General features: G+C 72.8%; 17 protein-coding genes and 1 other RNA gene. 9 read left to right on the forward strand and 9 right to left on the reverse strand.

Annotation, left to right across the window (positions count from 1 at the left end):
- Positions 1 to 203: 203 nt before the first annotated feature.
- Entirely contained in the window at positions 204 to 1067 is an 864-nt protein-coding gene (locus ABZX96_RS20345) for a MaoC/PaaZ C-terminal domain-containing protein (RefSeq protein ID WP_355546293.1), read from the forward strand.
- A gap of 158 nt (positions 1068 to 1225) precedes the next feature.
- On the opposite strand, the gene ABZX96_RS20350 is transcribed toward ABZX96_RS20345, so the two are convergent.
- Positions 1226 to 1441, reverse strand: a complete 216-nt coding sequence (locus ABZX96_RS20350) for a hypothetical protein (protein ID WP_355546295.1) — start codon at positions 1439 to 1441, stop codon at positions 1226 to 1228.
- A gap of 615 nt (positions 1442 to 2056) precedes the next feature.
- A complete protein-coding gene (locus ABZX96_RS20355; RefSeq protein ID WP_355546297.1) occupies positions 2057 to 3703 on the reverse strand; it encodes a hypothetical protein in 1647 nt (548 codons plus the stop codon).
- 306 nt (positions 3704 to 4009) lie between these two features.
- Here ABZX96_RS20355 and ABZX96_RS20360 point away from each other — a divergent pair, with 306 nt between their 5' ends.
- From ABZX96_RS20360 to ABZX96_RS20375, 4 genes are all read left to right on the forward strand, one after another.
- Positions 4010 to 4918: a Nif3-like dinuclear metal center hexameric protein gene (locus ABZX96_RS20360; protein ID WP_355546299.1), complete on the forward strand. Its 909-nt coding sequence runs from the start codon at positions 4010 to 4012 to the stop codon at positions 4916 to 4918.
- Complete coding sequence (locus ABZX96_RS20365; protein WP_355546375.1) at positions 4915 to 5658, forward strand: C4-type zinc ribbon domain-containing protein; 744 nt, start codon at positions 4915 to 4917, stop codon at positions 5656 to 5658. Before ABZX96_RS20360 ends, ABZX96_RS20365 begins: the two co-directional genes overlap by 4 nt.
- Positions 5659 to 5660: 2 nt before the next feature.
- Positions 5661 to 6956, forward strand: a complete 1296-nt coding sequence (locus ABZX96_RS20370) for a bifunctional RNase H/acid phosphatase (protein WP_355546301.1) — start codon at positions 5661 to 5663, stop codon at positions 6954 to 6956.
- 596 nt (positions 6957 to 7552) lie between these two features.
- Complete coding sequence (locus ABZX96_RS20375) at positions 7553 to 9889, forward strand: NACHT domain-containing protein (protein ID WP_355546303.1); 2337 nt, start codon at positions 7553 to 7555, stop codon at positions 9887 to 9889.
- Between the two features lie 83 nt (positions 9890 to 9972).
- Here ABZX96_RS20375 and eda read toward each other — a convergent pair whose 3' ends face one another.
- From eda to ABZX96_RS20395, 4 genes are all read right to left on the reverse strand, one after another.
- On the reverse strand, positions 9973 to 10623 hold the full coding sequence (gene eda / locus ABZX96_RS20380) for a bifunctional 4-hydroxy-2-oxoglutarate aldolase/2-dehydro-3-deoxy-phosphogluconate aldolase (protein ID WP_355546305.1): 651 nt from the start codon (positions 10621 to 10623) through the stop codon (positions 9973 to 9975).
- 364 nt (positions 10624 to 10987) lie between these two features.
- Positions 10988 to 11788 carry a peroxide stress protein YaaA gene (gene yaaA / locus ABZX96_RS20385; protein ID WP_355546307.1) on the reverse strand — a complete coding sequence of 267 codons (801 nt, stop codon included), beginning with the start codon at positions 11786 to 11788 and terminating at the stop codon, positions 10988 to 10990.
- Between the two features lie 37 nt (positions 11789 to 11825).
- Positions 11826 to 12707 carry a hypothetical protein gene (locus tag ABZX96_RS20390; RefSeq protein ID WP_355546309.1) on the reverse strand — a complete coding sequence of 294 codons (882 nt, stop codon included), beginning with the start codon at positions 12705 to 12707 and terminating at the stop codon, positions 11826 to 11828.
- Positions 12701 to 13552, reverse strand: a complete 852-nt coding sequence (locus ABZX96_RS20395) for a MerR family transcriptional regulator (protein ID WP_355546311.1) — start codon at positions 13550 to 13552, stop codon at positions 12701 to 12703. Before ABZX96_RS20395 ends, ABZX96_RS20390 begins: the two co-directional genes overlap by 7 nt.
- A gap of 79 nt (positions 13553 to 13631) precedes the next feature.
- On the opposite strand from ABZX96_RS20395, the gene rnpB reads away from it, so the two are divergent.
- An RNA gene (gene rnpB / locus ABZX96_RS20400) (RNase P RNA component class A) lies at positions 13632 to 14034 on the forward strand.
- A 549-nt stretch (positions 14035 to 14583) separates the two neighbouring features.
- Here rnpB and ABZX96_RS20405 read toward each other — a convergent pair.
- The 3 genes from ABZX96_RS20405 to ABZX96_RS20415 form a co-directional block, all read right to left on the reverse strand.
- Entirely contained in the window at positions 14584 to 14745 is a 162-nt protein-coding gene (locus ABZX96_RS20405) for a hypothetical protein (protein WP_355546313.1), read from the reverse strand.
- 245 nt (positions 14746 to 14990) lie between these two features.
- Positions 14991 to 15386, reverse strand: coding sequence for a hypothetical protein (locus ABZX96_RS20410; RefSeq protein WP_355546315.1), 396 nt, complete (start codon positions 15384 to 15386; stop codon positions 14991 to 14993).
- Entirely contained in the window at positions 15383 to 15625 is a 243-nt protein-coding gene (locus ABZX96_RS20415; RefSeq protein ID WP_355546317.1) for a hypothetical protein, read from the reverse strand. The genes ABZX96_RS20410 and ABZX96_RS20415 overlap by 4 nt, the downstream gene beginning before the upstream one ends.
- Positions 15626 to 15688: 63 nt before the next feature.
- Between ABZX96_RS20415 and ABZX96_RS20420 the strand changes: the two genes are divergently transcribed.
- From ABZX96_RS20420 to ABZX96_RS20430, 3 genes are all read left to right on the forward strand, one after another.
- Complete coding sequence (locus tag ABZX96_RS20420; protein WP_355546319.1) at positions 15689 to 16141, forward strand: hypothetical protein; 453 nt, start codon at positions 15689 to 15691, stop codon at positions 16139 to 16141.
- A gap of 15 nt (positions 16142 to 16156) precedes the next feature.
- Positions 16157 to 17476 carry a hypothetical protein gene (locus tag ABZX96_RS20425; RefSeq protein WP_355546321.1) on the forward strand — a complete coding sequence of 440 codons (1320 nt, stop codon included), beginning with the start codon at positions 16157 to 16159 and terminating at the stop codon, positions 17474 to 17476.
- Positions 17477 to 18131: 655 nt separating this feature from the next.
- Complete coding sequence (locus ABZX96_RS20430) at positions 18132 to 18800, forward strand: calcium-binding protein (protein ID WP_355546323.1); 669 nt, start codon at positions 18132 to 18134, stop codon at positions 18798 to 18800.
- Positions 18801 to 18840: the final 40 nt, after the last annotated feature.

An 18840-nucleotide genomic window follows, 5' to 3' on the forward strand; every position in this document is an offset into this window, starting at 1 on the left:
AGGCCGTTTCCAGGTGCCGTTTTCAGAGGTGAGCCCGTCGCCGCGTTCGTCCGTCCGTGATGTACCGCCGCGAACGCGCGCATGGGCCTCTGATCCCGGTTCCTGTGACGGTCGCGGCCGACCCTGATACGACCCCGGCGCGGACGACGGTGCGGACGGCCGGGCCGGGGTCTTCACACCGCGGTGAAGGAGCGACGCGCCCGATGCCCATCGATCCCGACAAGGCCCTCTCCGCGGAGCCACGGACCACCGAACTCGTCTGGCACCACAAGGACGTCCAGCTCTACCACCTCGGCATCGGCGCGGGCGTCCCCGCCACCGACCCCCGCGAACTGCGCTACACCCTGGAGGACCGACTGCACGTCCTGCCCAGCTTCGCGACCGTGGCCGGCGGCGGCATGGCGATGCTCGGCGGGCTCTCCGCGCCGGGCGTCGACGTGGATCTGGCCGCCGTGCTGCACGGCGCACAGTCCGTCACCGTGCACCGCCCCCTCCCGGCCGACGGCCGCGCCGTGCAGACCGCCACCGTCCCCGCCGTGTACGACAAGGGGAAGGCCGCCGTCATCGTGCTCCGTACGGAGGCCGCCGACGCCGACGGGCCGCTGTGGACCTGCGAGAGCCAGGTCTTCGTCCGCGGCGAGGGCGGCTTCGGCGGCGAACGCGGCCCCTCGCAACGGCTCGCCCTCCCCGAACGGGACCCCGACGCGATCGCCGAGCGCCGCCTCCGCGAGGACCAGGCGCTGCTGTACCGCCTGTCCGGAGACTGGAACCCGTTGCACGCCGATCCGGAGTTCGCCGCCCTGGCCGGGTTCGACCGGCCGATCCTGCACGGGCTGTGCACGTACGGCGTCACGCTCAAGGCCGTCGTGGACACGCTGCTGGACGGCGACGTCGGACGGGTGCGCGCCTACACGACGCGGTTCGCGGGCGTCGCCTACCCCGGGGAAACGCTCCGGGTGCGCATGTGGCGGGACGCCCCGGAACCGGGCCGCATTCAGGTGTCGGTCACGGCGGCCGAGCGGGAGGACGCGGTGGTGCTGGGGGAGACGGTGGTGGAGCACGGGTAGGGGCGGTGCCTCCGCCGTGCGGGGCACCTGGCCGTCGTCCTCCGGTCCCGCCCTACGCGAAAGAAAGAGGGCCGAGTACGCGAAAGAAAAAAAGAGGGCCGAGCGAACGTGCTCGACCCTCGTGGTGACGGTCCGCCGGGCGGCGAACCGGACCGGGCTCAGACGCCCTGGGGCTGTATCTCCCGCTCCGACGCCCGGCGGTGCCGGCCGCTCGGGGACGTGGCGGCGTCGTCCGTGGAGGCCGGGCCGCGGTGCCTGCCCGAGCCCGTGTCGGCGCCGGGGCCCGGGGCGGAGGAGGAGCCCGGGGCCGCGGCGGCCTGGGCGGTCGCCTGCTGCGGGCGCGCCTGGGTCGGTTCGGTACGGGCTTGGGACATAGGAACAGTCACTCCGTCAGATCGGTGGGAACGCTTGCCGCTTCTACCGCTCGGCGCTGGTCGCCTACGCGTCGGGGCCGTCACGTCACCGCTGTTGGCGGACGGTCGGACCGGCCGCGCGGCCCCGGGCGGAAGAGTCTAACGGGGTGCGAAATCTTGTTCTACCGGGCTCCTGACGAGCTGCTGACGGGCTCCTGCCGGGCTTCTGTTCCTGGTTCCGGCTACCGGTTCCGCCGGATTGCTTCCGGGCTACTGTTCCTGGTTCCGACGGATTCCTGTCCGGCTCCGGCTACCGGCTCCGCCGGATTCCTGCCGGACCATCCGCAGGGCCTTTCATCGGGTGGTCCGCGGAGTTCGGGCGGGCCCTGTTGCCGTGTGGGGGAGGGGATTTGTGGGTGCGTGCCGGTGTCGGGCCCCCGCCTGTGTGGCTCACCGGCGAGCGGGGACGCGGTGGGGGAGTCCGGGGTTAATGGTGGAGGTGCCGAGCCTTACGGGGTCGGCCACCGGTCTTCGTGCGGAGTGGGCGGGCGGTCCTCGTACGAATCCGGGCCGACGGCCCTCGTACAGGGTGGTCGGCCCCCGTACAAGACGGTCACCGGCCCCCGTACAGGCCGGTCACCGGTCCTCGTGCGTCCGCAGCCCATCGAGGGGAGGAGCCCAGCGGGGCTCGCGGTCCGGGAGCGGTGCCTGTTGGAGCGGTACCGGTCTGTACGGCGCGGACTGGGGCGTGACGCCGCCGGGTTCGCGACCCGTGGTGGCGACCGGCGGAGGGGGCTGGTGCATGGCCGCCCGGGTGACCAGCCGGACGGTACGCAGCCGCCGCGGCCCGGCACTCGGCGTCGCAGTGGGTGAGGACGGGGAGGGGGACGGGGAGGGGGAGGGGGAGGGGGAGGGGGACGAGGGCCCGGCGGCGGTCGGCGCCCCGACAGGCGCCCCAGAACGCCCGGCAGGTGGCACAGGACGCGCGGAAGGGACCGGGACGGCCCCGGCCGAAGCCACGGAAGCGCCCCCACCCGGCGCCGCAGACGAGGACGAGGACGAGGACACAGACGAGAACGCGGACGCGGACGAGGGCGGGGACACGGACGCGGACGAGGACGCCGCCGCCCCCGGCACCCCGGCCCCCGGCGTCTCCACCCTCTCCACCCCCTCCGCCCCTTCCGCTCCCCGCCGATCCCCCGGCCGCACCGGCGACGTCACCGGAACGAAGCGGGGCTCGCGTGCCGGGGGCGGGCCGGGCGGCCGGTCGCCCGAGGCGGTGGCGGCGGGCATCCGGGCCACGCCGCACGGCACCACCGTCGTGGCGAACGGCAGCCGCAGCTCGCCGCCCGTCGTCCACAGTCCGGCCCCGGCCAGCCAGCCGGGCGGCGCGGGGAACTGGCGCAGTCCGCGCTGCGCGGGCCGCCACACGCCCAGCCACGTCCCGGACGCCGCGTCGACGCGGAACGCCACCGCGCAGCTCTCCGGCATCAGCGTCTGCCCCGGCTGGACGGCGAACGGCAGCAGCGCCGCGTCCGCGAGCCGCAGGCACTCGGGGAAGCGCACCGGCAGTGTGCTGCCGAGTACGCCCCAGCCCAGTCGTTCGTGGCCGGGGGCGTCGGAGCGGACGAGGAGGAGGCCGCTGTCGGGGTCGGCGAGCAGCAGCCGGTCGTCGCTCTCCGCGGTGATCTCCAGCAGAGGGCTGACCTCGCCGCCGCGTCCCAGGTCGACCACGACCGTCTTCGTCCGGCCCGCCAGCTCCCGGTCCAGCGCGAGCAGGCGGCCGGAGCGGTCCAGCCAGGCGCCGCCGGTGCAGTGTCCGGGCACCTCGGCCGCCTTCTCCGGCCCGTGGCTCCCGCCGTGCACCCGCCAGACGGCCGTCGAGTGGGCACCCGGCGCGAGCGCGTACGCGAGCGCGCCGTCCGGCGCGGGCGGCAGCAGCGTCAGGTCGGGGCAGGGCACGGCCCCCAGGGACAACTCGCCGGTGCCGGGGCCGGTGGGGTAGAGCAGGGCGAGCGTGCAGCGGTCGGCGACCCGGCGCAGGATCAGCACCCGCCCGTCGGCGAGCGCCAGCAGCCGGCTGTCCGGCTCCTCGGGCCGGTCGCCGGGAAGCGGGACGGCGTACGGCTCGGGGCCGCCGAGCGTCCAGCGCTCCGGGAACCAGTGCCCGGTCTCCTCATGACGGACGAGCCGGGCGGCGTACGAGCCGTCGGCGGCGATCGTGAGCCCCGCGTGGTGCGAGCCGGCGAGTGGTGCGGCGTACTCGTTGGCACAGACAGTCATCGAGTGGTCACCTCCAGTTACCGACCGAAGCTAGTTTTCGCACTTCCAGTCGATCAATGAAGGTTGCGGCACTGTACTCGGAAGAGTGATGGTTGTCCGATTCCGCTGCGATATCGAGGGCGCTTGTGCTGCTCCGTTCGGGCGTACTCGGGGTAAGGCGTGCCTCACTTCCTCGGGCCGGGCCCCTGTTCATGGAGGAGGCGGGCTCCTGTGGAGAAGGAGGCCGACGGCCTGAAGGAGGGCGCTCGCGCCCCCGTCGCCCCGCGCCCCGGCACCCCGGTACGGCTGGGAGGTAACCTTCCACCCGTGCCCGCACTGTCTGAAGTCCTCGCCGCGCTCGACGCCCTCTGGCCCCCGGAGCGGGCCGAGCAGTGGGACGCCGTCGGCACCGTCTGCGGCGATCCGCGGGCCGGGGTCGAGCGCGTGCTGTTCGCCGTCGACCCGGTCCAGGAGGTCGTCGAGGAAGCCGTACGCCTGGGAGCGGACCTCCTCGTCACGCACCACCCGCTCTATCTGCGCGGGACGACGACGGTCGCGGCGGACACCTTCAAGGGCCGGGTCGTGCACACCCTGATCAAGCACGACATCGCGCTGCACGTCGCGCACACCAACGCGGACACCGCCGACCCCGGCGTGTCGGACGCGCTGGCCGGCGCGCTGGACCTGCGGGTCCTGGGGCCGCTGGTCCCGGACCCGGGCGACCCGGCGGGGCGCCGCGGCCTGGGGCGGGTGTGTGAACTCGTCCACCCCATGACGCTCGCCGAATTCGGCCGGTACGCCGCCAAGCGGCTGCCCGCCACCGCGCAGGGTCTGCGCATCGCCGGCGACCCGGAGCGCGAGGTGCGCCGCGTCGCCGTCTCCGGCGGCTCGGGCGACAGCCTCTTCGACGACGTGCGGGCGGCCGGCGTGGACGTGTTCCTGACCGCCGACCTGCGCCACCACCCCGCCTCGGAGGCGACCCAGCGCACCCCGCTGGCCCTGGTCGACGCCGCGCACTGGGCCACCGAGTGGCCCTGGTGCGAGCAGGCCGCGGCGCAGCTCGACGAGATCTCCGACCGGCACGGCTGGAACCTGCGCACGCACGTCTCCCGCACGGTCACCGACCCCTGGACCGCCCACGCGGCCTCGGACACCTCCGGCGCCACCACGGATGGCGCCTTCGCGGCGTCCGCCACCGACCACACCCCGACGAACACCACAGGAGCCCCCCGCTGAACGCCGCGCCCGCCGACCAGATCCGCCTCCTGGACGTCCAGTCCCTGGACGTCCGGCTCACGCAGCTCGCGCACAAGCGCAAGAACCTGCCCGAGCTCGCCGAGATCCAGACCCTGGAGGCCGACCTCGCCCAGCAGCGCGACCTGCTGGTCGCCGCGCAGACCGAGGAGAGCGACACCGCCCGCGAGCAGTCCAAGGCCGAGACGGACGTGGACCAGGTGCGCCAGCGCGCCGCCCGCGACCAGAAGCGCCTGGACTCCGGTGCCGTCACCTCCCCCAAGGACCTGGAGAACCTCCAGCGCGAGATCGCCTCGCTCGCCAAGCGGCAGGGCGACCTGGAGGACGTCGTCCTGGAGGTCATGGAGCGCCGCGAGTCCGCCCAGGAGCGGGTCGCGGAGCTGACCGAGCGGGTCGCGGCGATCCAGGCCAAGGTGGACGACGCCGTCGCGCGCCGGGACGCCGCCTACGCCGAGATTGACGCCGAGGCCGAGACGGTCACCAAGGAGCGCGGCCTCACGGTCTCCGACATCCCGGCCGACCTGCTCAAGCTCTACGACAAGCTGCGCGCCCAGCAGGGCGGCATCGGCGCCGCCCGGCTCTACCAGCGCCGCTGCGAGGGCTGCCGCCTGGAGCTGAACATCACCGAGCTCAACGACGTCCGCTCGGCGCCCGCCGACAAGGTCGTCCGCTGCGAGAACTGCGGGCGCATCCTCGTCCGCACGCCGGACTCGGGCCTGTAAGCGTGGCGCGCACGTTCATCGTCGAGGCCGACGGGGGCTCCCGGGGCAACCCGGGGCCCGCCGGCTACGGCTCCGTCGTCATCGACCCGGTGACGGGCGAGACGCTGGCCGAGGCCGCCGCCTACATCGGCACCGCGACCAACAACGTCGCCGAGTACATGGGCCTGGTGGCCGGCCTGCGGGCCGCCCACGAACTGGACCCGGAGGCGAGCATCCGGGTCCGGATGGACTCCAAGCTCGTCGTCGAGCAGATGTCGGGCCGCTGGAAGATCAAGCACGCCAGCATGCGCCCGCTCGCCGCCGAGGCCAAGGCCGTCTTCCCGCCCGGCCAGGTCACCTACGAGTGGATCCCGCGCGAGAAGAACAAGCACGCGGACCGGCTCGCCAACGAGGCCATGGACGCGGGCAAGGCCGGCCGCCAGTGGGAGCCGCGCTCCTCGCGCGCCGCCCTGGACGCCGGGTCCCGGACGGCGGAGGCCGACGGTGAGCGGATGTCCCTCGGCGGCGCCACGGCGCGTGACGAGGAGCGGATGACGCTCGGCGGCGCCTCGGCGCTCGCCACCGCCCCGCCGCGCAGCGCCGCGGCGCGCGCCGCCGACGAGGCCGCGGAGGCCGCCGAGACGGTGGTGGGCGGCGCGACGCCGCCGGTCGGCTGGGCCGCCCCCGCCGACCTCGGCACGCCCGCCACCTTCGTCCTGCTGCGGCACGGCGAGACCGCCCTGACCCCTCAGAAGCGGTTCTCCGGCAGCGGTGGCGAGGACCCGGAGCTGTCGCCCGCCGGGCACCGGCAGGCCGCCGCCACGGCCGCGGCGCTCGCCGCCCGCGGCACCGTCCAGGCCATCGTCAGCTCGCCGCTCAAGCGGTGCCGGCAGACCGCCGAGGCCGTCGCGTCCCGGCTCGGTCTGGAGGTGCGGATCGAGGACGGCCTGCGGGAGACCGACTTCGGCGCCTGGGAGGGCCTGACCTTCGCCGAGGCCCGCGACCGGTACCCGGACGAGCTCAACGCCTGGCTCACCTCCACCAAGGCGGCGCCTCCCGGCGGCGGCGAGTCCTTCGCCGCGGTCGCCCGCCGGGTCGCGGTGGCCCGCGACAAGCTCCTGACCCGCTACGCGGGCAAGACGGTCCTGCTGGTCACCCACGTCACCCCCATCAAGACCCTGGTCCGCCTGGCCCTGGGCGCCCCGCCCGAGTCCCTGTTCCGCATGGAACTCGCCGCCGCGTCCCTGTCGGCCGTGGCGTACTACGCGGACGGCAACGCGTCACTGCGGCTGCTGAACGACACGGGGCATCTGCGGTAGGTGCGTGCTTCTGGGCGGCGGGGAGGCTGTGGCCTTTCCGCCGCCGAGGGGTGCGTGGGCGCCTGCCCTGACGCGCCCGACCCGGCGGTTGCGCTTGCGCGTCGTCGCGGGCGGTGGACGAATCCGCTTCTTCGGGTCCGCTTCTTCGGGTCCGTGTGACGGTCGCGTTCGCTGTTTTCTGGGCGGGCGGTGGATGAACTCGCTTCTTCGGGTCCGTCCGGCGGTTGCGCTTGCCCGTTATCGCGGGCGGACGGTCGAGAGCCGGTCTTTCCCAGTCCGTCCGGCGATTGAGGACAACGCCCCGGCGTTCACCGGCACCGGAAACCCACCCGAGCCCCACCCACCGGCCCAGCCCCGCGCGGCCCTGCGTACGCCCGGGCATGCCCGCGCACGGCCGCGCAGGGGGAGCGCCGAGGTCTCCGCCCCACCCGCCGTCCTCCGACCGGGCGCCCATTCGGTGACCTGTTCGTACGAACCTCGTTGACCCGTACGGATGGCGGAACGGGAGGCGAGGGGCTGAGATGCGGTCATGGCGGCGGTGGAGGCGGCGATGGGTCCTGACGTGGCTGTTGTGCGGGGGACTGACCGTCGCGCTGGTGACCGTGTGGAAGGTGGGGGACCGGGACGACGCCGGGGCCGTCGGCACGCTGGTCGCGACCGTGGTCGGCCTGTTCGCCGGGCTGGCGGCATGGGCCGAGCGCCGCAATCCGCGCGCCGCGCGCTCGCGCCCGGCGCAGCTGGCGGAGGCGGCGGAGGTACTGGCGCGGCTGGTGCGCCGGCAGTGGCAGGACGAGGCGGCCCTGCGGCAGTTGTACGACCCGGCGCCCCTGTCCGTCCTGTGGACGGACAGCGCGCTCCCCGGCGTCAGCGACCACCGGGAGCTCATCGGCATCCCGATCACCTGCCGGGCCGACTCGCCGGAGGCGCTGGCCACCGCCTTCCGCGGGCTGAACCGCCGCCGGCTGGCGGTCCTCGGTCCGGCCGGTTCCGGCAAGACCACCTTCGTCGTCCTGCTCACCCTCGCCCTCCTGCACGACCGCGGGGAGGGGGACGCGGAGGAGCCCGTACCGGTCCTGCTCTCCCTGGCCTCGTTCGATCCCGCGCGGGAGACCCTGGTGGAGTGGCTGCGGCACCGGATCGCCACCGACTACCCGGTGCTCGGCGACGTCGGCGCCTACGGGCCGAGCGTGATCGACGACCTGCTCTCCGAGCAGCGCCTCCTGCCCGTCCTGGACGGCCTGGACGAGCGACCCGAAGAGGGCCGCGCCGCCGTCCTCACGGCCCTCAACGAGACCTACGACCCGTACGCCCCCATGGTGCTCACCTCCCGCACCGCGGACTACACCGCCGCCGTGGCCGAAGCGGGTGTCCTGTCAGGCGCCGCGGTCATCACCCCCCACCCCGTCCGTCCGGACGACGCGCTCGCCCTCCTGCGCCTGGCCACTCCGCCCGGCCCCCGCCAGCAGCGCTGGAACGCGCTGGCCGACCACCTCTCCGCCGACCCCGAGGCCCCGGCCGCCCGCGTGCTCGCCAGCCCGCTCATGGTGGCGCTGGCCCGCGCGGTGTACGTGGACGCGCCCGGCGACCCCGCCGAACTCGCCGACACCACCCGCTTCACCACCCCCGCCGCCGTGGAACACCACCTGCTGGACGCCCTCGTCCCCACGCTGTACGGGCGGGCCAGGCTGCGCTACCGGACCGGTCGGCGCTGGGACCCGGAACGCGCCCGGCGCACCCTGTCCCACCTCGCGGCGGGGCTCCACCTCCGGGGCACCTACGACCTGTCCTGGTGGCAGCTCTACCGGACGGTGCCCGTCCTGACCTCCAAGTGGGTCCGCGCGGCCCTGTGGACGGCCGCGGCGGCCCTGCTGGTCTGCCTGGCCGGCGCGGTCGCCCGGAGCCGGCCCTGGGGCTACGACCCGGTGGAGGCGAGCGGGGGCACGCTGAACTGGATCTTCCTGAACGTTCCGACGCCGGCCGCGGTCATCGTGGCGGGGGCGCTGTTCGCGCGGGCCCGGCTGCCCTGGATCCGCGTCACGCGGGTACCGGTCACCGCCGTGCTCGCCGCCCTGTGCGGCGCCGCCGTGGGCGTCTGCGTCAGCGTGTCGTTCGACCTCGTGACGTCCTACGGGGAGGTGGGCCCGCTCCACCAGGCGCAGACGGCGCTGGGGCGGCTGGGCAACAACATGGTCCACTTCGTCCTCGTGCTGCTGGTGGCCGGGCTGCCCCGGCCGCCCGACACGCCCAACCGCGCCGATTTCAGCCTGCACCGCTGGCGCCACCGGCTGCCCCGCGCCCTGGCGCTCGTCCTGACGACGGCCCTCATCGGCGCTTCGATCGCCTGCGCCTCCACTCTGGGGCTCGGCGACCTGAAGACCTCCGTCAACGCCTCGGTGCTCGGGCTGGCGTGCGGCGCGGCCGTCGGGTCGGGGCTCGCGGTGCTGCGGTGGGTGAAGGGTTCCAGCGACCGGCGCGACGTGCTGACCCCGTCGCACGCCATCCGCGCCGACCGCTCGTTCGCGTTCCTGACCTGCGCCGTCGCGGTCACCATGCCGGTGCTGGTGACGGAGCTGCCGCCCCAGTTCGGCAACCTCGTCTACTTCGGCGGCACCGACTGGGTGTCCATCACCGAGTGGCAGCTCGTCGCCCAGTGCCTGAACACCTGGGCGTTCAGCCTCGTCGTGGCCCTGAACGCGTCGGCCTGGACCCACTACAGCGCCGCCCGCCTGTGGCTGGCCGCCCGCCGCCGGGTCCCGTGGCGCCTCCAGACGTTCCTCCGCGACGCCCACCGCCTGGGCATCCTCCGCCGCGTCGGCCCGGTCTACCAGTTCCGGCACGCCCGCCTCCAGCACCACCTGGCCGTCCGCCAGGCCGCCTCCTTGCCGGGCCCGCGCCGGCCCGACGTGTCGTCGGGGTACCCGAGCCGGGGGTGAGGACGGACTGCCTCGCCGGGCGGCTTCGCCGGTCCACCGGCGGGGCCCGGCGGGGTCCGGCGGGCCTCCGGCTTCCGGCCGCGTCAGCCCGCCAGTGCCGCGGCCTCCCGGGCCAGTTCCTCCACCCGCTTCCAGTCCTTGGCCCGGAGGGCGTCGGCCGGCAGCATCCACGTGCCGCCCACGCACCCGACGTTCGGCAGCGCCAGGTAGTCCGGCGCCGACGCCGCCCCGATCCCGCCCGTCGGGCAGAACCGGGCCCGCGGCAACGGCGAGGCCAGCGACTTCAGGTACGCCGTCCCCCCGGCGGCCTCCGCCGGGAAGAACTTCATCTCCGTGATCCCCGCCTCCAGCAGCGTCACGACCTCCGAAACGGTCGACACCCCCGGCAGGAAGGGCACCCCGGACGCCCGCATGGCCGCCAGCAGCGCCGGCGACCACCCCGGACTCACGAGGAACCGCGCCCCGGCGGCGACCGCCTCCGTCACCTGCCCGGCACTGAGGACCGTCCCCGCGCCGACCACCGCGTCCGGCACCTCGTCGGCCACGGCGCGGATGGCGTCCAGGGCGGCGGGCGTGCGCAGGGTGATCTCGATCGCGGGCAGCCCGCCGGAGACCAGGGCGCGGGCCAGCGGCACGGCGTCGGCGGCGTCATCGAGGACAACGACGGGAATGACGGGGGCCAGCTCCAAGAGGGAGGGGCCGGGGGACGCGGGGGAGGGGGCAGGCGTAGTCACGGTGCCATGGTGCGGGGTGAGGTGCGTTCTTCGCAATGGCCGTTGCGCATACTGCAACGACCTTGGCTGTCGTAGGGGAACGCTGCGGCCAGCTGTCGTAGGGGAACGCTGCCGCCACGAGAACCCCGCCCGCGCGGGGCGATCAGGCACCGACGACGCACTGATCCAGCCACTCGGGTCACTCCCGCACGGGCGGGTCGGACGGCCGGGCGGCGCGCGGTTTCCCGTTCCGGCCGGGCCCGCCCCCACGGGCCCGGTACGCCGCCACCTGCTCGCCTATACGCACACGGTTATACGCACAGGGCGGCCATCCCGTTCAGCCGGACGCAAACGGCCGCGGTGGGCCCACCGCCACGGCGAGCTCTCAGAGCTCCCGCACCACCACATCGAGCCCCCACGGCTTGCGGTCCCCCGCACCCCGTTCCGCGACCTCCACCACGTACCCCAGCCCCCGCAACGCGTCCACCAGCTCGCCCGGATCCGAAGGCTGAGCCCCGGCCGTCAGCAGGTCCCGGACCATCCGCCCCTTCGTCGCCTTGTTGAAGTGGCTGACGACGGTGCGCTTCTCGACCCCGTTCACGATCTTCGACTGAAGAACGCGCACCGTCGCCGTACGCGCCGCGACCTCCCCCTTCGGGCGCCAGGCCGTCGCGTACGCCGACGACCGCAGGTCCAGCACCAGCCCGTCACCCGCCGCCTCGGGCATGACCTCCGCCATCGGAGCCCGCCAGTACGCGCCCAGAGCGCCCAGACCGGGCAGCTTGACGCCCATCGAGCAGCGGTAGGAGGGAATCCGGTCGCCGATCCGCACGGCCCCCCACAGCCCCGAGAAGACCAGCAGCGTGGACTCCGCCAGCCGCCGCGCCTTCGCGTCCAGGGCGGCCAGGCCCAGCGCGTCGTACAGCACACCGGTGTAGATCTCGCCGGCCGGGCGCGTGCCGGCCTTCCGAAGGGCGGCGTTCTTGGCGACCTCGCCCTTGAGGCCCTCGCTCAGACCGAGGACCTCGCGGGCCTTGGCCTCGTCCGCCGCACACAGCTCGACGAGTTCCGTCAGCACCGTCTCCCGGGCCCCGGTCAGGCCCGGCAGGGACAGCGAGCCCAGGTCCAGCGGGGCGCCCTCCCCGCTCGGGGCCTTCCCCTCGGACGGCGGCAACAGCACGAGCACGGTCTTCTCCTCACGGCGGTACGAGTCCCTACGGCGGTCACGGGGTTCCTGCGGCGGTACGAGGTCCCTCGTGCGTACGGGACGGGGCGCTGCCCCGTTGCAGCCTACGGGTCCGCTCCACCGCCTCCCGGACGGCCGTCACCGCGCCCCGCGCGTCGTCCGCGTGGAACCGGACCGTGGTGACCGCCTGCTCCCGGGAGCCGCCGAGCAGCCATCCGGCCACCACCGGCTCGCTCAGCTCCACCGTGACGGAGGTCTGCGAGGCCACGGCCACCTCCAGCACGCCCGGCGCCGTCGCGCCCCGCTCCATCTTGGGGAAGCGCAGGTCCTGGCGGACGGACTCGATCCGCTCCAGCGGGATCCACAGGTCCAGCCGGGCCCCCTGCCGAACGCGGAGCCCGTCCGCCGTCAGGACGTGCGGGCGGGTGACGGCGGCGGCGTGGATACCGAGCACCATCAGCACCGTGTACACGTCCAGAACCAGCATCACCGCGTGCGCCACGGGGACGGGCGCCAGGAGGAAGGCCATCCCGACCGTCTCGACGACGCACACGAAGGCGAGCCCGAGCATGATCGACGCCTGCGCCGAGGCGTACGGCAGCACCCGGTCCCCCTCCCGGACACCGACCCGCCGCCGCACCACCCACAGCCCCAGGCTCCCCAGCCACCTCCCCTCATGGACGAGCAGCCGCCGCGTCAGACCCATCCCGTCCCCGTCCCCGTCCCTCTCCCTGTCCCGCACTGCCCGCCCTCCGCCCGTCTCGTCCCCGCCCGGCCCGTCCCGCACCGTCCGCCCTCCGCCCGCCTCGACACCCACCGCCGCGATGCCCACCGCCGCGATGCCCCCCGTCTCGATTCCGACCGTCTCGATTCCGACCGTCTCGATTCCGGGCGTCTCCTCCCCACTCGGCCTCACCACTCCTTCTCCATCACCAGCCGCATCGCCTGCCGCACGGCTTCGGCCTGTGCGGGCGCCATGTCGTCCAACAGCGCTTCCATGAAGCGATCCCCCATACCGTCGACCCGCCCCAGGGCGTCCGCACCGGCGTCGGCGCCTGCGCCTGCGCCGTCCCATGCCTTGGCTCCCGCCTTGGCGATCTCCGCGGCCATCTCCTCCGGGATGCACTCGGCGACGGCCCATGCCGCCTCCGTCACCCGGGGATCATCCGGTTCCACCTCCGCCAGTGCGTCGAGCAGCGCGTACGCCTCGTACATGCGCTCCACGGCACCGGGCGCCTCGGCGGCCGACCGCAGCGTGGCGGACATCTGCTCCCGGCCCGCGGCATTGGCCGCCGTCTCCATGAGCGCCAGCACCTCGCGTTCCTTGGCCGCGAAGGCGGGTTCCGGGCCGGGGAGCTCCGCCGACGCCCGCGCCATGTTCGCGAACACCGCGGCCAGGTGCTCGGAGACCGGGCCCTCGGCGGGCAGCCCGCCCGCCTCCTCGGCCTGCCGCAGCAATCCCGCGAGCCGCGCCCGCCGGGCTTTGATCGCCTCTTCCTGGCGGGCCAGGTCCGCGTCCAGTTCGGCGAGCACCTCCACCAGCGCCCGCCCGTCGTCGTCGGCCAGGACGTCCTTGACCTCGTCCAGGCCGAGCCCCAGCTCCGTCAGCCGCCGGATCCGCGCCAGCGTCACGGCGTCGCGCAGGCCGTACTCGCGGTAGCCGTTGGTCCGCCGTTCGGGCTCGGGCAGCAGCCCGAGGTGGTGGTAGTGCCGCACGGTCCGCGTGCTGACGCCGGCCAGCGCGGCCAGCTCTCCGATCCTCATGGACGCCAGTAGAAACGTTGACGCTACGGCAAGGTCAAGGCCGGATGAGCCGGGCGGGTAGCATGGTGGCTACGGCGGACGAGCCGGCCGGACGGCCGCGTGGAGATCCTTTGGATCTTCCCGAGGAACGTCCGGGCTCCACAGGGCAGGGTGGTGGGTAACGCCCACCCGGGGTGACCCGCGGGACAGTGCCACAGAAAGCAAACCGCCGGGACCACTCGGTCCCGGTAAGGGTGAAACGGTGGTGTAAGAGACCACCAGCCTCCGAGGTGACTCGGAGGGCTAGGTAAACCCCACCCGGAGCAAGGTCAAGAGGGGCCATCGGCTGATGGCCCTGCGCGGACGATCGAGGGCTGCCCGCCCGAGTTCGCGGGTAGACCGCACGAGGCTGCCGGCAACGGCAGTCCTAGATGGATGGCCGTCTCCCCGAGGCCCGCAAGGACCTCGGGTGACAGAACCCGGCGTATAGGCCGACTCGTCCGCCGCCCTTTCGCGAAGAGGCCCCCTGACCCGGAAAACCGAAGGTCAAGGGGCCTTTTGCGGTGGCGTGAGCCCGTAGTCGACCCGCCGCCGTGTCGTCGGCGAAGGGAAGAGCCTCAGGCGGCTGAGCGCCTCGGCCGTTCTCGCTTGGGCCTGGGAGGAGTCGGCGGCCGGTAGGGATCGCCGTCGTGCAGCGCCTTGCATCTGCTGCATCGACTGGACCGGTCGTCCCACAGATAGATGGCCTTACATTTTGGGCACGTTACGGGCATGCCGCCCGCTTCTGCCGACATGTGGGTCTTCCTTCGCCTTCGGGTCGGCTCGTCCGCCGCCCACTCTCGCGGATAGCACCCATGAACCTGCTCGCGCCATGAGTGTGAGCGGCTGCTCGGCGACGGCGAACGACGCCGAGCAGCCGCCTGGCCGGCGTCGGAGGCGTGCGGATTGCTCTCGGCGCGGCCGTATGTGGTGGCGGCTGCCCTGTGATGGGACTGGAAGCCGCCCTCAGCCGCCCGGCTCGGGCACGAGGAGCCGAGAGGCCGGTCCGACGGTCAGCGACTGACGACGGTGTACGCGATCATGGCGATCGTCGCGGCCACCAGCACCCCGAGGGCGAGGATCCAGTTCGGCACGCCGAGTGTCGCGGGGTCCGGGAGGCTGCACGTCGGGCTGCCGCACTCCGGGCAGCGATGCTCACGAAGACCGCGGGCCATGTGCACGCACCTTCCACAGCAGGAGTGCCAATAGGCCCACGACCATACAGCCGCTCGTCTCCCCGTGGCCCTGATCGCCGCCGGGTCCTGGCTTCTTGTGTCCCTTCTCTTCGGCCTTGTCCCTGTAGTCGTCGTAGTCGCTCACCTTCTCTCCCTTCTGTGGGTGGGCCGACCGTCTCTTCCTGGGACGGTCGGCCCGTCCCGCGCCGCCGCCAGGGGGATGGGACGGCGCGGGGGCCTGGTGTTCACCGAGACTGCTGCTTGCCGACGAGCGCGACGACGCCCCCTAGGTCCGTCTCGTTGAATGTGGTGGCCGTGTAGCCGCCGGCCAGGGCGACGCGCTGCTGAAAGTCGACGCGGGAGGGGCGGTCGTGGGCGTACCGGTCCCAGTTGTGGACCAGGCACAGCACCGTCCGGCTCCTTGACACTTCGAGCATCCTGCGGAGGAGGCTCTGGAACGCGGGGCGGTGGCCGTTGCTGAGGGCATCGTCCCCGTGGTCGGTCCATGTTCCGGCGATGTCCCAGCGCTGCCGTTCGGCGTAGTTGCGACAGCCGTCGACTCTCATGTCCAGCAGCCGGTGGTTGAAGGTGGCGTTGCGGTCGTAGATGAACGCGAGCGGTGGTGGCGGCGGGCAGTTCATGTTTGTGCTCCCTGCGGCATGCCCAGCAGGTATGCGATGCGGTGGGCGGTGGCTTCTTCGTCGCCTGCTGTGCCGATGGTGTAGCCCCAGGCCGTGATGTACGTCCCGCAGTGATCGACTACGCATTCGGTGAGTCGGGTGCTGAGCGGGTTGCGTACGCTCACTCTCAAGGGGCTGCTCTCGACCGAGAACCCCATGGCTTCGAGGTACTCGACGAGCAGGGCGAGCGAGTTGGTCATGCTCTGATCTCACCGGACTGACCCCGGCCTTGGGATATGACACCGTGTGACATGGAGTTGATCATGCGTAGTGTGACGATCACCGGCACCCGTGACACCGGCCATCGGAGTCTGGCGTGGTACGCCGACCTCTTCACCGCCTACCTCAGCCCCTTCGCCACGGACGACGCCCACTTCTATGTGGGCGGCGCACGGGGAATCGACAGCCTGGCCCTCTTGTGGCTGGCCGGGAACACGAAGTCAGGTATCAGCGTCGTCGTGCCGGGGACCGTCGCTCAGCAGCCGGCCGACGCGCGACAGGCGATCGAGCAGTCCCGCGACCGGCTGACTGAAGTGGTCGAGCTGGGCGCCGCGCCTCTTGGGTCTCCGGCGTACCACGCGCGGAACCGATGGATGGTCGACCGCAGTGGACTCGTGATCGGTTTTCCCCTCGGTGGGGCCGAAACCTCCGGCACCTGGCAGACCATCAACTACGCGGCCGAGCAGTCAAAACCCCGTTTGATCGTGCCGGTGTAACGGCATGATGGCGCCATGAACGCGCAATACCGGGCTGGCGCGACCTTGAAGCGGCTGCGGTTGTCCCGCGGCTGGTCCCTCGCGGGCACAGCCCGAGCCATTCTCGCCGCTGCGGACGAACTGGGGCAGACGGTCGGCACCAGCGTGGCCAGCGTCCAGCGGTCCGTCGCCCGCTGGGAAAGCGCGTCCCCTGTCCTTCCCGGAGAGCGGTACCAGCTTCTTCTCGCGCACATCTACGGCCGCGACACGGCCGGGGAGTACAGCTTGGGGCCCGGCAGTGACTTCGCTGAGCTCATGGAGGCACTGGCGCACCTCGGCGCCGGCAGTACCCAGCTTGCCCACCTGTGCGCCCTGATGGTGCGTGTTGCCACTGAGGCCGGCGGCGGCTTCGCGCTGCTCGGTCCGGCGACCCGGCCGCTGGTGGTGCAGGCGATGGCTGACCCGTCGGCGGTGTCCGAGGCCCTGCTCGACGGGCTGGCGGGCACAGTGACAGCCGTGGACGCGCAGGTGGGGTCGGTGCCCTTCGCGCGGCTGCGGATCCTGCTGGATCCCGTACTGCGAGCCTGCGAGCGGCTGCTCGACGCGGGGACTCACCTCGATCATCCTGAGCTGCACTCGGTGGCCGCGAGGGCGTACACCCTGGCGGGGCGCCTGGCCTTCGAGACGCGAGACGACACGGCCGCTCGCGCGCTGTACGAGGCGGCGGCTCGGTCGGCCGATCATCTGCCGCACTGGCGTCGTGCAGCTGTCCACATGAGCCATGCGCTGGTGACCTTGTACTCTTCGGCCGATCTCACTGCGGCGAGCCGTCTGGTCGAAGCGGCGGTACGGGACGCCCGTGCCGGAGAAAGCGGGCTCACGCGGGCACGGGCTCACGCGGTGCAGGCGGAGATCGCTGCACGGTCCGGGCTGGAGCGGCACGCGCGGACGGCGCTCTCGCTGGCCTGGTACGACATGGACCGTGACCACGCTGGCGACCCGTCAGCGTCGGGCTTTTCTGCTGATCACCTCAGGGGGTTCGAGGGCCTGTGCCACCTCTATGCAGGGGCGCCCTCGACAGCGCACGACTACTTCGCGGGGGCGGCTGCCGCGTTGAGGGCGCCGCGGGAGCAGGTGCAGCGGGCGATCGTGGCGATGGATCAGGCGCTTGCGAGGGTCAAGTTGGGCGCTCCGCGCGAGGCCGTCGAGCTTTTGCACGGGTGCATCGACGCGGCGGCCGACACGCGGGGCCGGGTGGCTTGGTTGCGGCTGCGGACTGCTCGGGAGAGGTTGCGGCCGTGGCGTGGTGAGTCGTGGGTGCGGGATCTTGATGACCATTTGATCGACTCGTTGTGACGGAGAAGCGCCCCGTCCCTGCCGGAGCAGGGGCAGAGTGACATGGGGACCGTCACCGTGACCGGGTGCGGCCTTTCGCATGTCGGCGAACCCTCACGCGTACCTCGCCAAGTGCTCCTCCGTCGGCCGGAACAGCGTGCGGCACGTCGAGCACCACCAGGCCCAGCTTCCGGCGTGCAGGTAGGTGGTGTCCTTCCAGAGGAGGGGGCTGTGGGGGCAGCGGGGGCAGCCTGGTGGGGGTGGGGTGAGGGGATGGTGGGGCCTTGGATTGGTGGGTGCCATGTCGGCAGGTTCTCTTGGTCCGGCCGACCGGTTGCGAGTCCTGGCGGTCCGCCACTCGATCGAACGACAGGGGAGGGCGGGACGAGGAGGCGCAACCGTGAGGGGTGGGTTGTGTGTCTGTGACGGGAGGGGCGTAAGTGGTTCCGGTCACTTGTAGTGATTTTTAAATGCTTGTGTGACCAAGGGGGCGAACATACGGTTAGATCATGCCGACGCCGTGACGAGTTGGGATCACGGTGCGGCTTCATCATGTGGGGGTTACATGCGCAAAGGCGCAACCTTTGTTGTGCTCGCTTCCGCTACGGCTGTCGGCGTTCTCGCCTCGCCGGTTGCACACGCGGACACGGTCTTGGGTGACACCAAGGTGACCAACGTGTCCGTCAACGGAGGCAAGGACATCGTGGTCGGTGCCGGCAAGGCGTCGGTCAAGGTGTCGTTCAAGGCCACCGACCGGTCGGGGATCTTCCGGGACCCGGACGGTGCGGGGCTGGTGCTCTGGAACGGTCCCGCCTTCCTCAAGGCGCAGGCCGTGGCCGTGGGCAAGGTGAAGTGCAGCTACGCCCGCACGTCCGCGAACTGCACGGCGACCGTGGAGTTCAAGCCGGGCAGCCTAAGCCTGTGGAAGAACGAGCTGGCCGGGCAGTGGAAGGTGCACGCCTGGGCGGTCGGCGCCGACGGTGACATTTTCCAGCGGGACGTCGTGGCCAAGGTCAACGTCCGGCGCGCCGCGAGCCTCTCGGTCGCCGACGTCACGCCGGAGCCGGCGAAGAAGAACAAGGACGTCACCGTCACCGGCTCGCTCAAGCGGGCGGACTGGGTGCGCTCGAACTACGGGGCCTACGGCAAGCAGAACGTGACCCTGCAGTTCCGCAAGAAGGGCGCCCGGAACTTCACCAACGTGAAGACGGTGAAGTCCGCCGCCAACGGGTCGCTGAAGACGACGGTCAAGGCGTCGGCGTCCGGTGACTACCGCTGGACGGTCGCCGCCACCGGTACCACCGCCGGGGCCACGTCCAAGACGGACTTCGTCGAGGTTCGCTGAGCGAGGGGCGGGGTGCGGGCTCCGGCGGTTTTCCGCCGTG

This window comes from Streptomyces sp. NPDC003077, from assembly GCF_040611095.1.
GTDB lineage: Bacteria > Actinomycetota > Actinomycetes > Streptomycetales > Streptomycetaceae > Streptomyces.

Coding starts and splice junctions, on each gene's coding strand:
- ABZX96_RS20345 (WP_355546293.1), top strand. CDS start 204: ATGCCCATCGATCCCGACAAGGCCCTCTCCGCGGAGCCACGGACCACC.
- ABZX96_RS20395 (WP_355546311.1), bottom strand. CDS start 13,552: ATGAGGATCGGAGAGCTGGCCGCGCTGGCCGGCGTCAGCACGCGGACC.
- ABZX96_RS20420 (WP_355546319.1), top strand. CDS start 15,689: ATGCGTAGTGTGACGATCACCGGCACCCGTGACACCGGCCATCGGAGT.
- ABZX96_RS20410 (WP_355546315.1), bottom strand. CDS start 15,386: ATGAACTGCCCGCCGCCACCACCGCTCGCGTTCATCTACGACCGCAAC.
- ABZX96_RS20425 (WP_355546321.1), top strand. CDS start 16,157: ATGAACGCGCAATACCGGGCTGGCGCGACCTTGAAGCGGCTGCGGTTG.
- ABZX96_RS20415 (WP_355546317.1), bottom strand. CDS start 15,625: ATGACCAACTCGCTCGCCCTGCTCGTCGAGTACCTCGAAGCCATGGGG.
- ABZX96_RS20350 (WP_355546295.1), bottom strand. CDS start 1,441: ATGTCCCAAGCCCGTACCGAACCGACCCAGGCGCGCCCGCAGCAGGCG.
- ABZX96_RS20405 (WP_355546313.1), bottom strand. CDS start 14,745: ATGGCCCGCGGTCTTCGTGAGCATCGCTGCCCGGAGTGCGGCAGCCCG.
- ABZX96_RS20355 (WP_355546297.1), bottom strand. CDS start 3,703: ATGACTGTCTGTGCCAACGAGTACGCCGCACCACTCGCCGGCTCGCAC.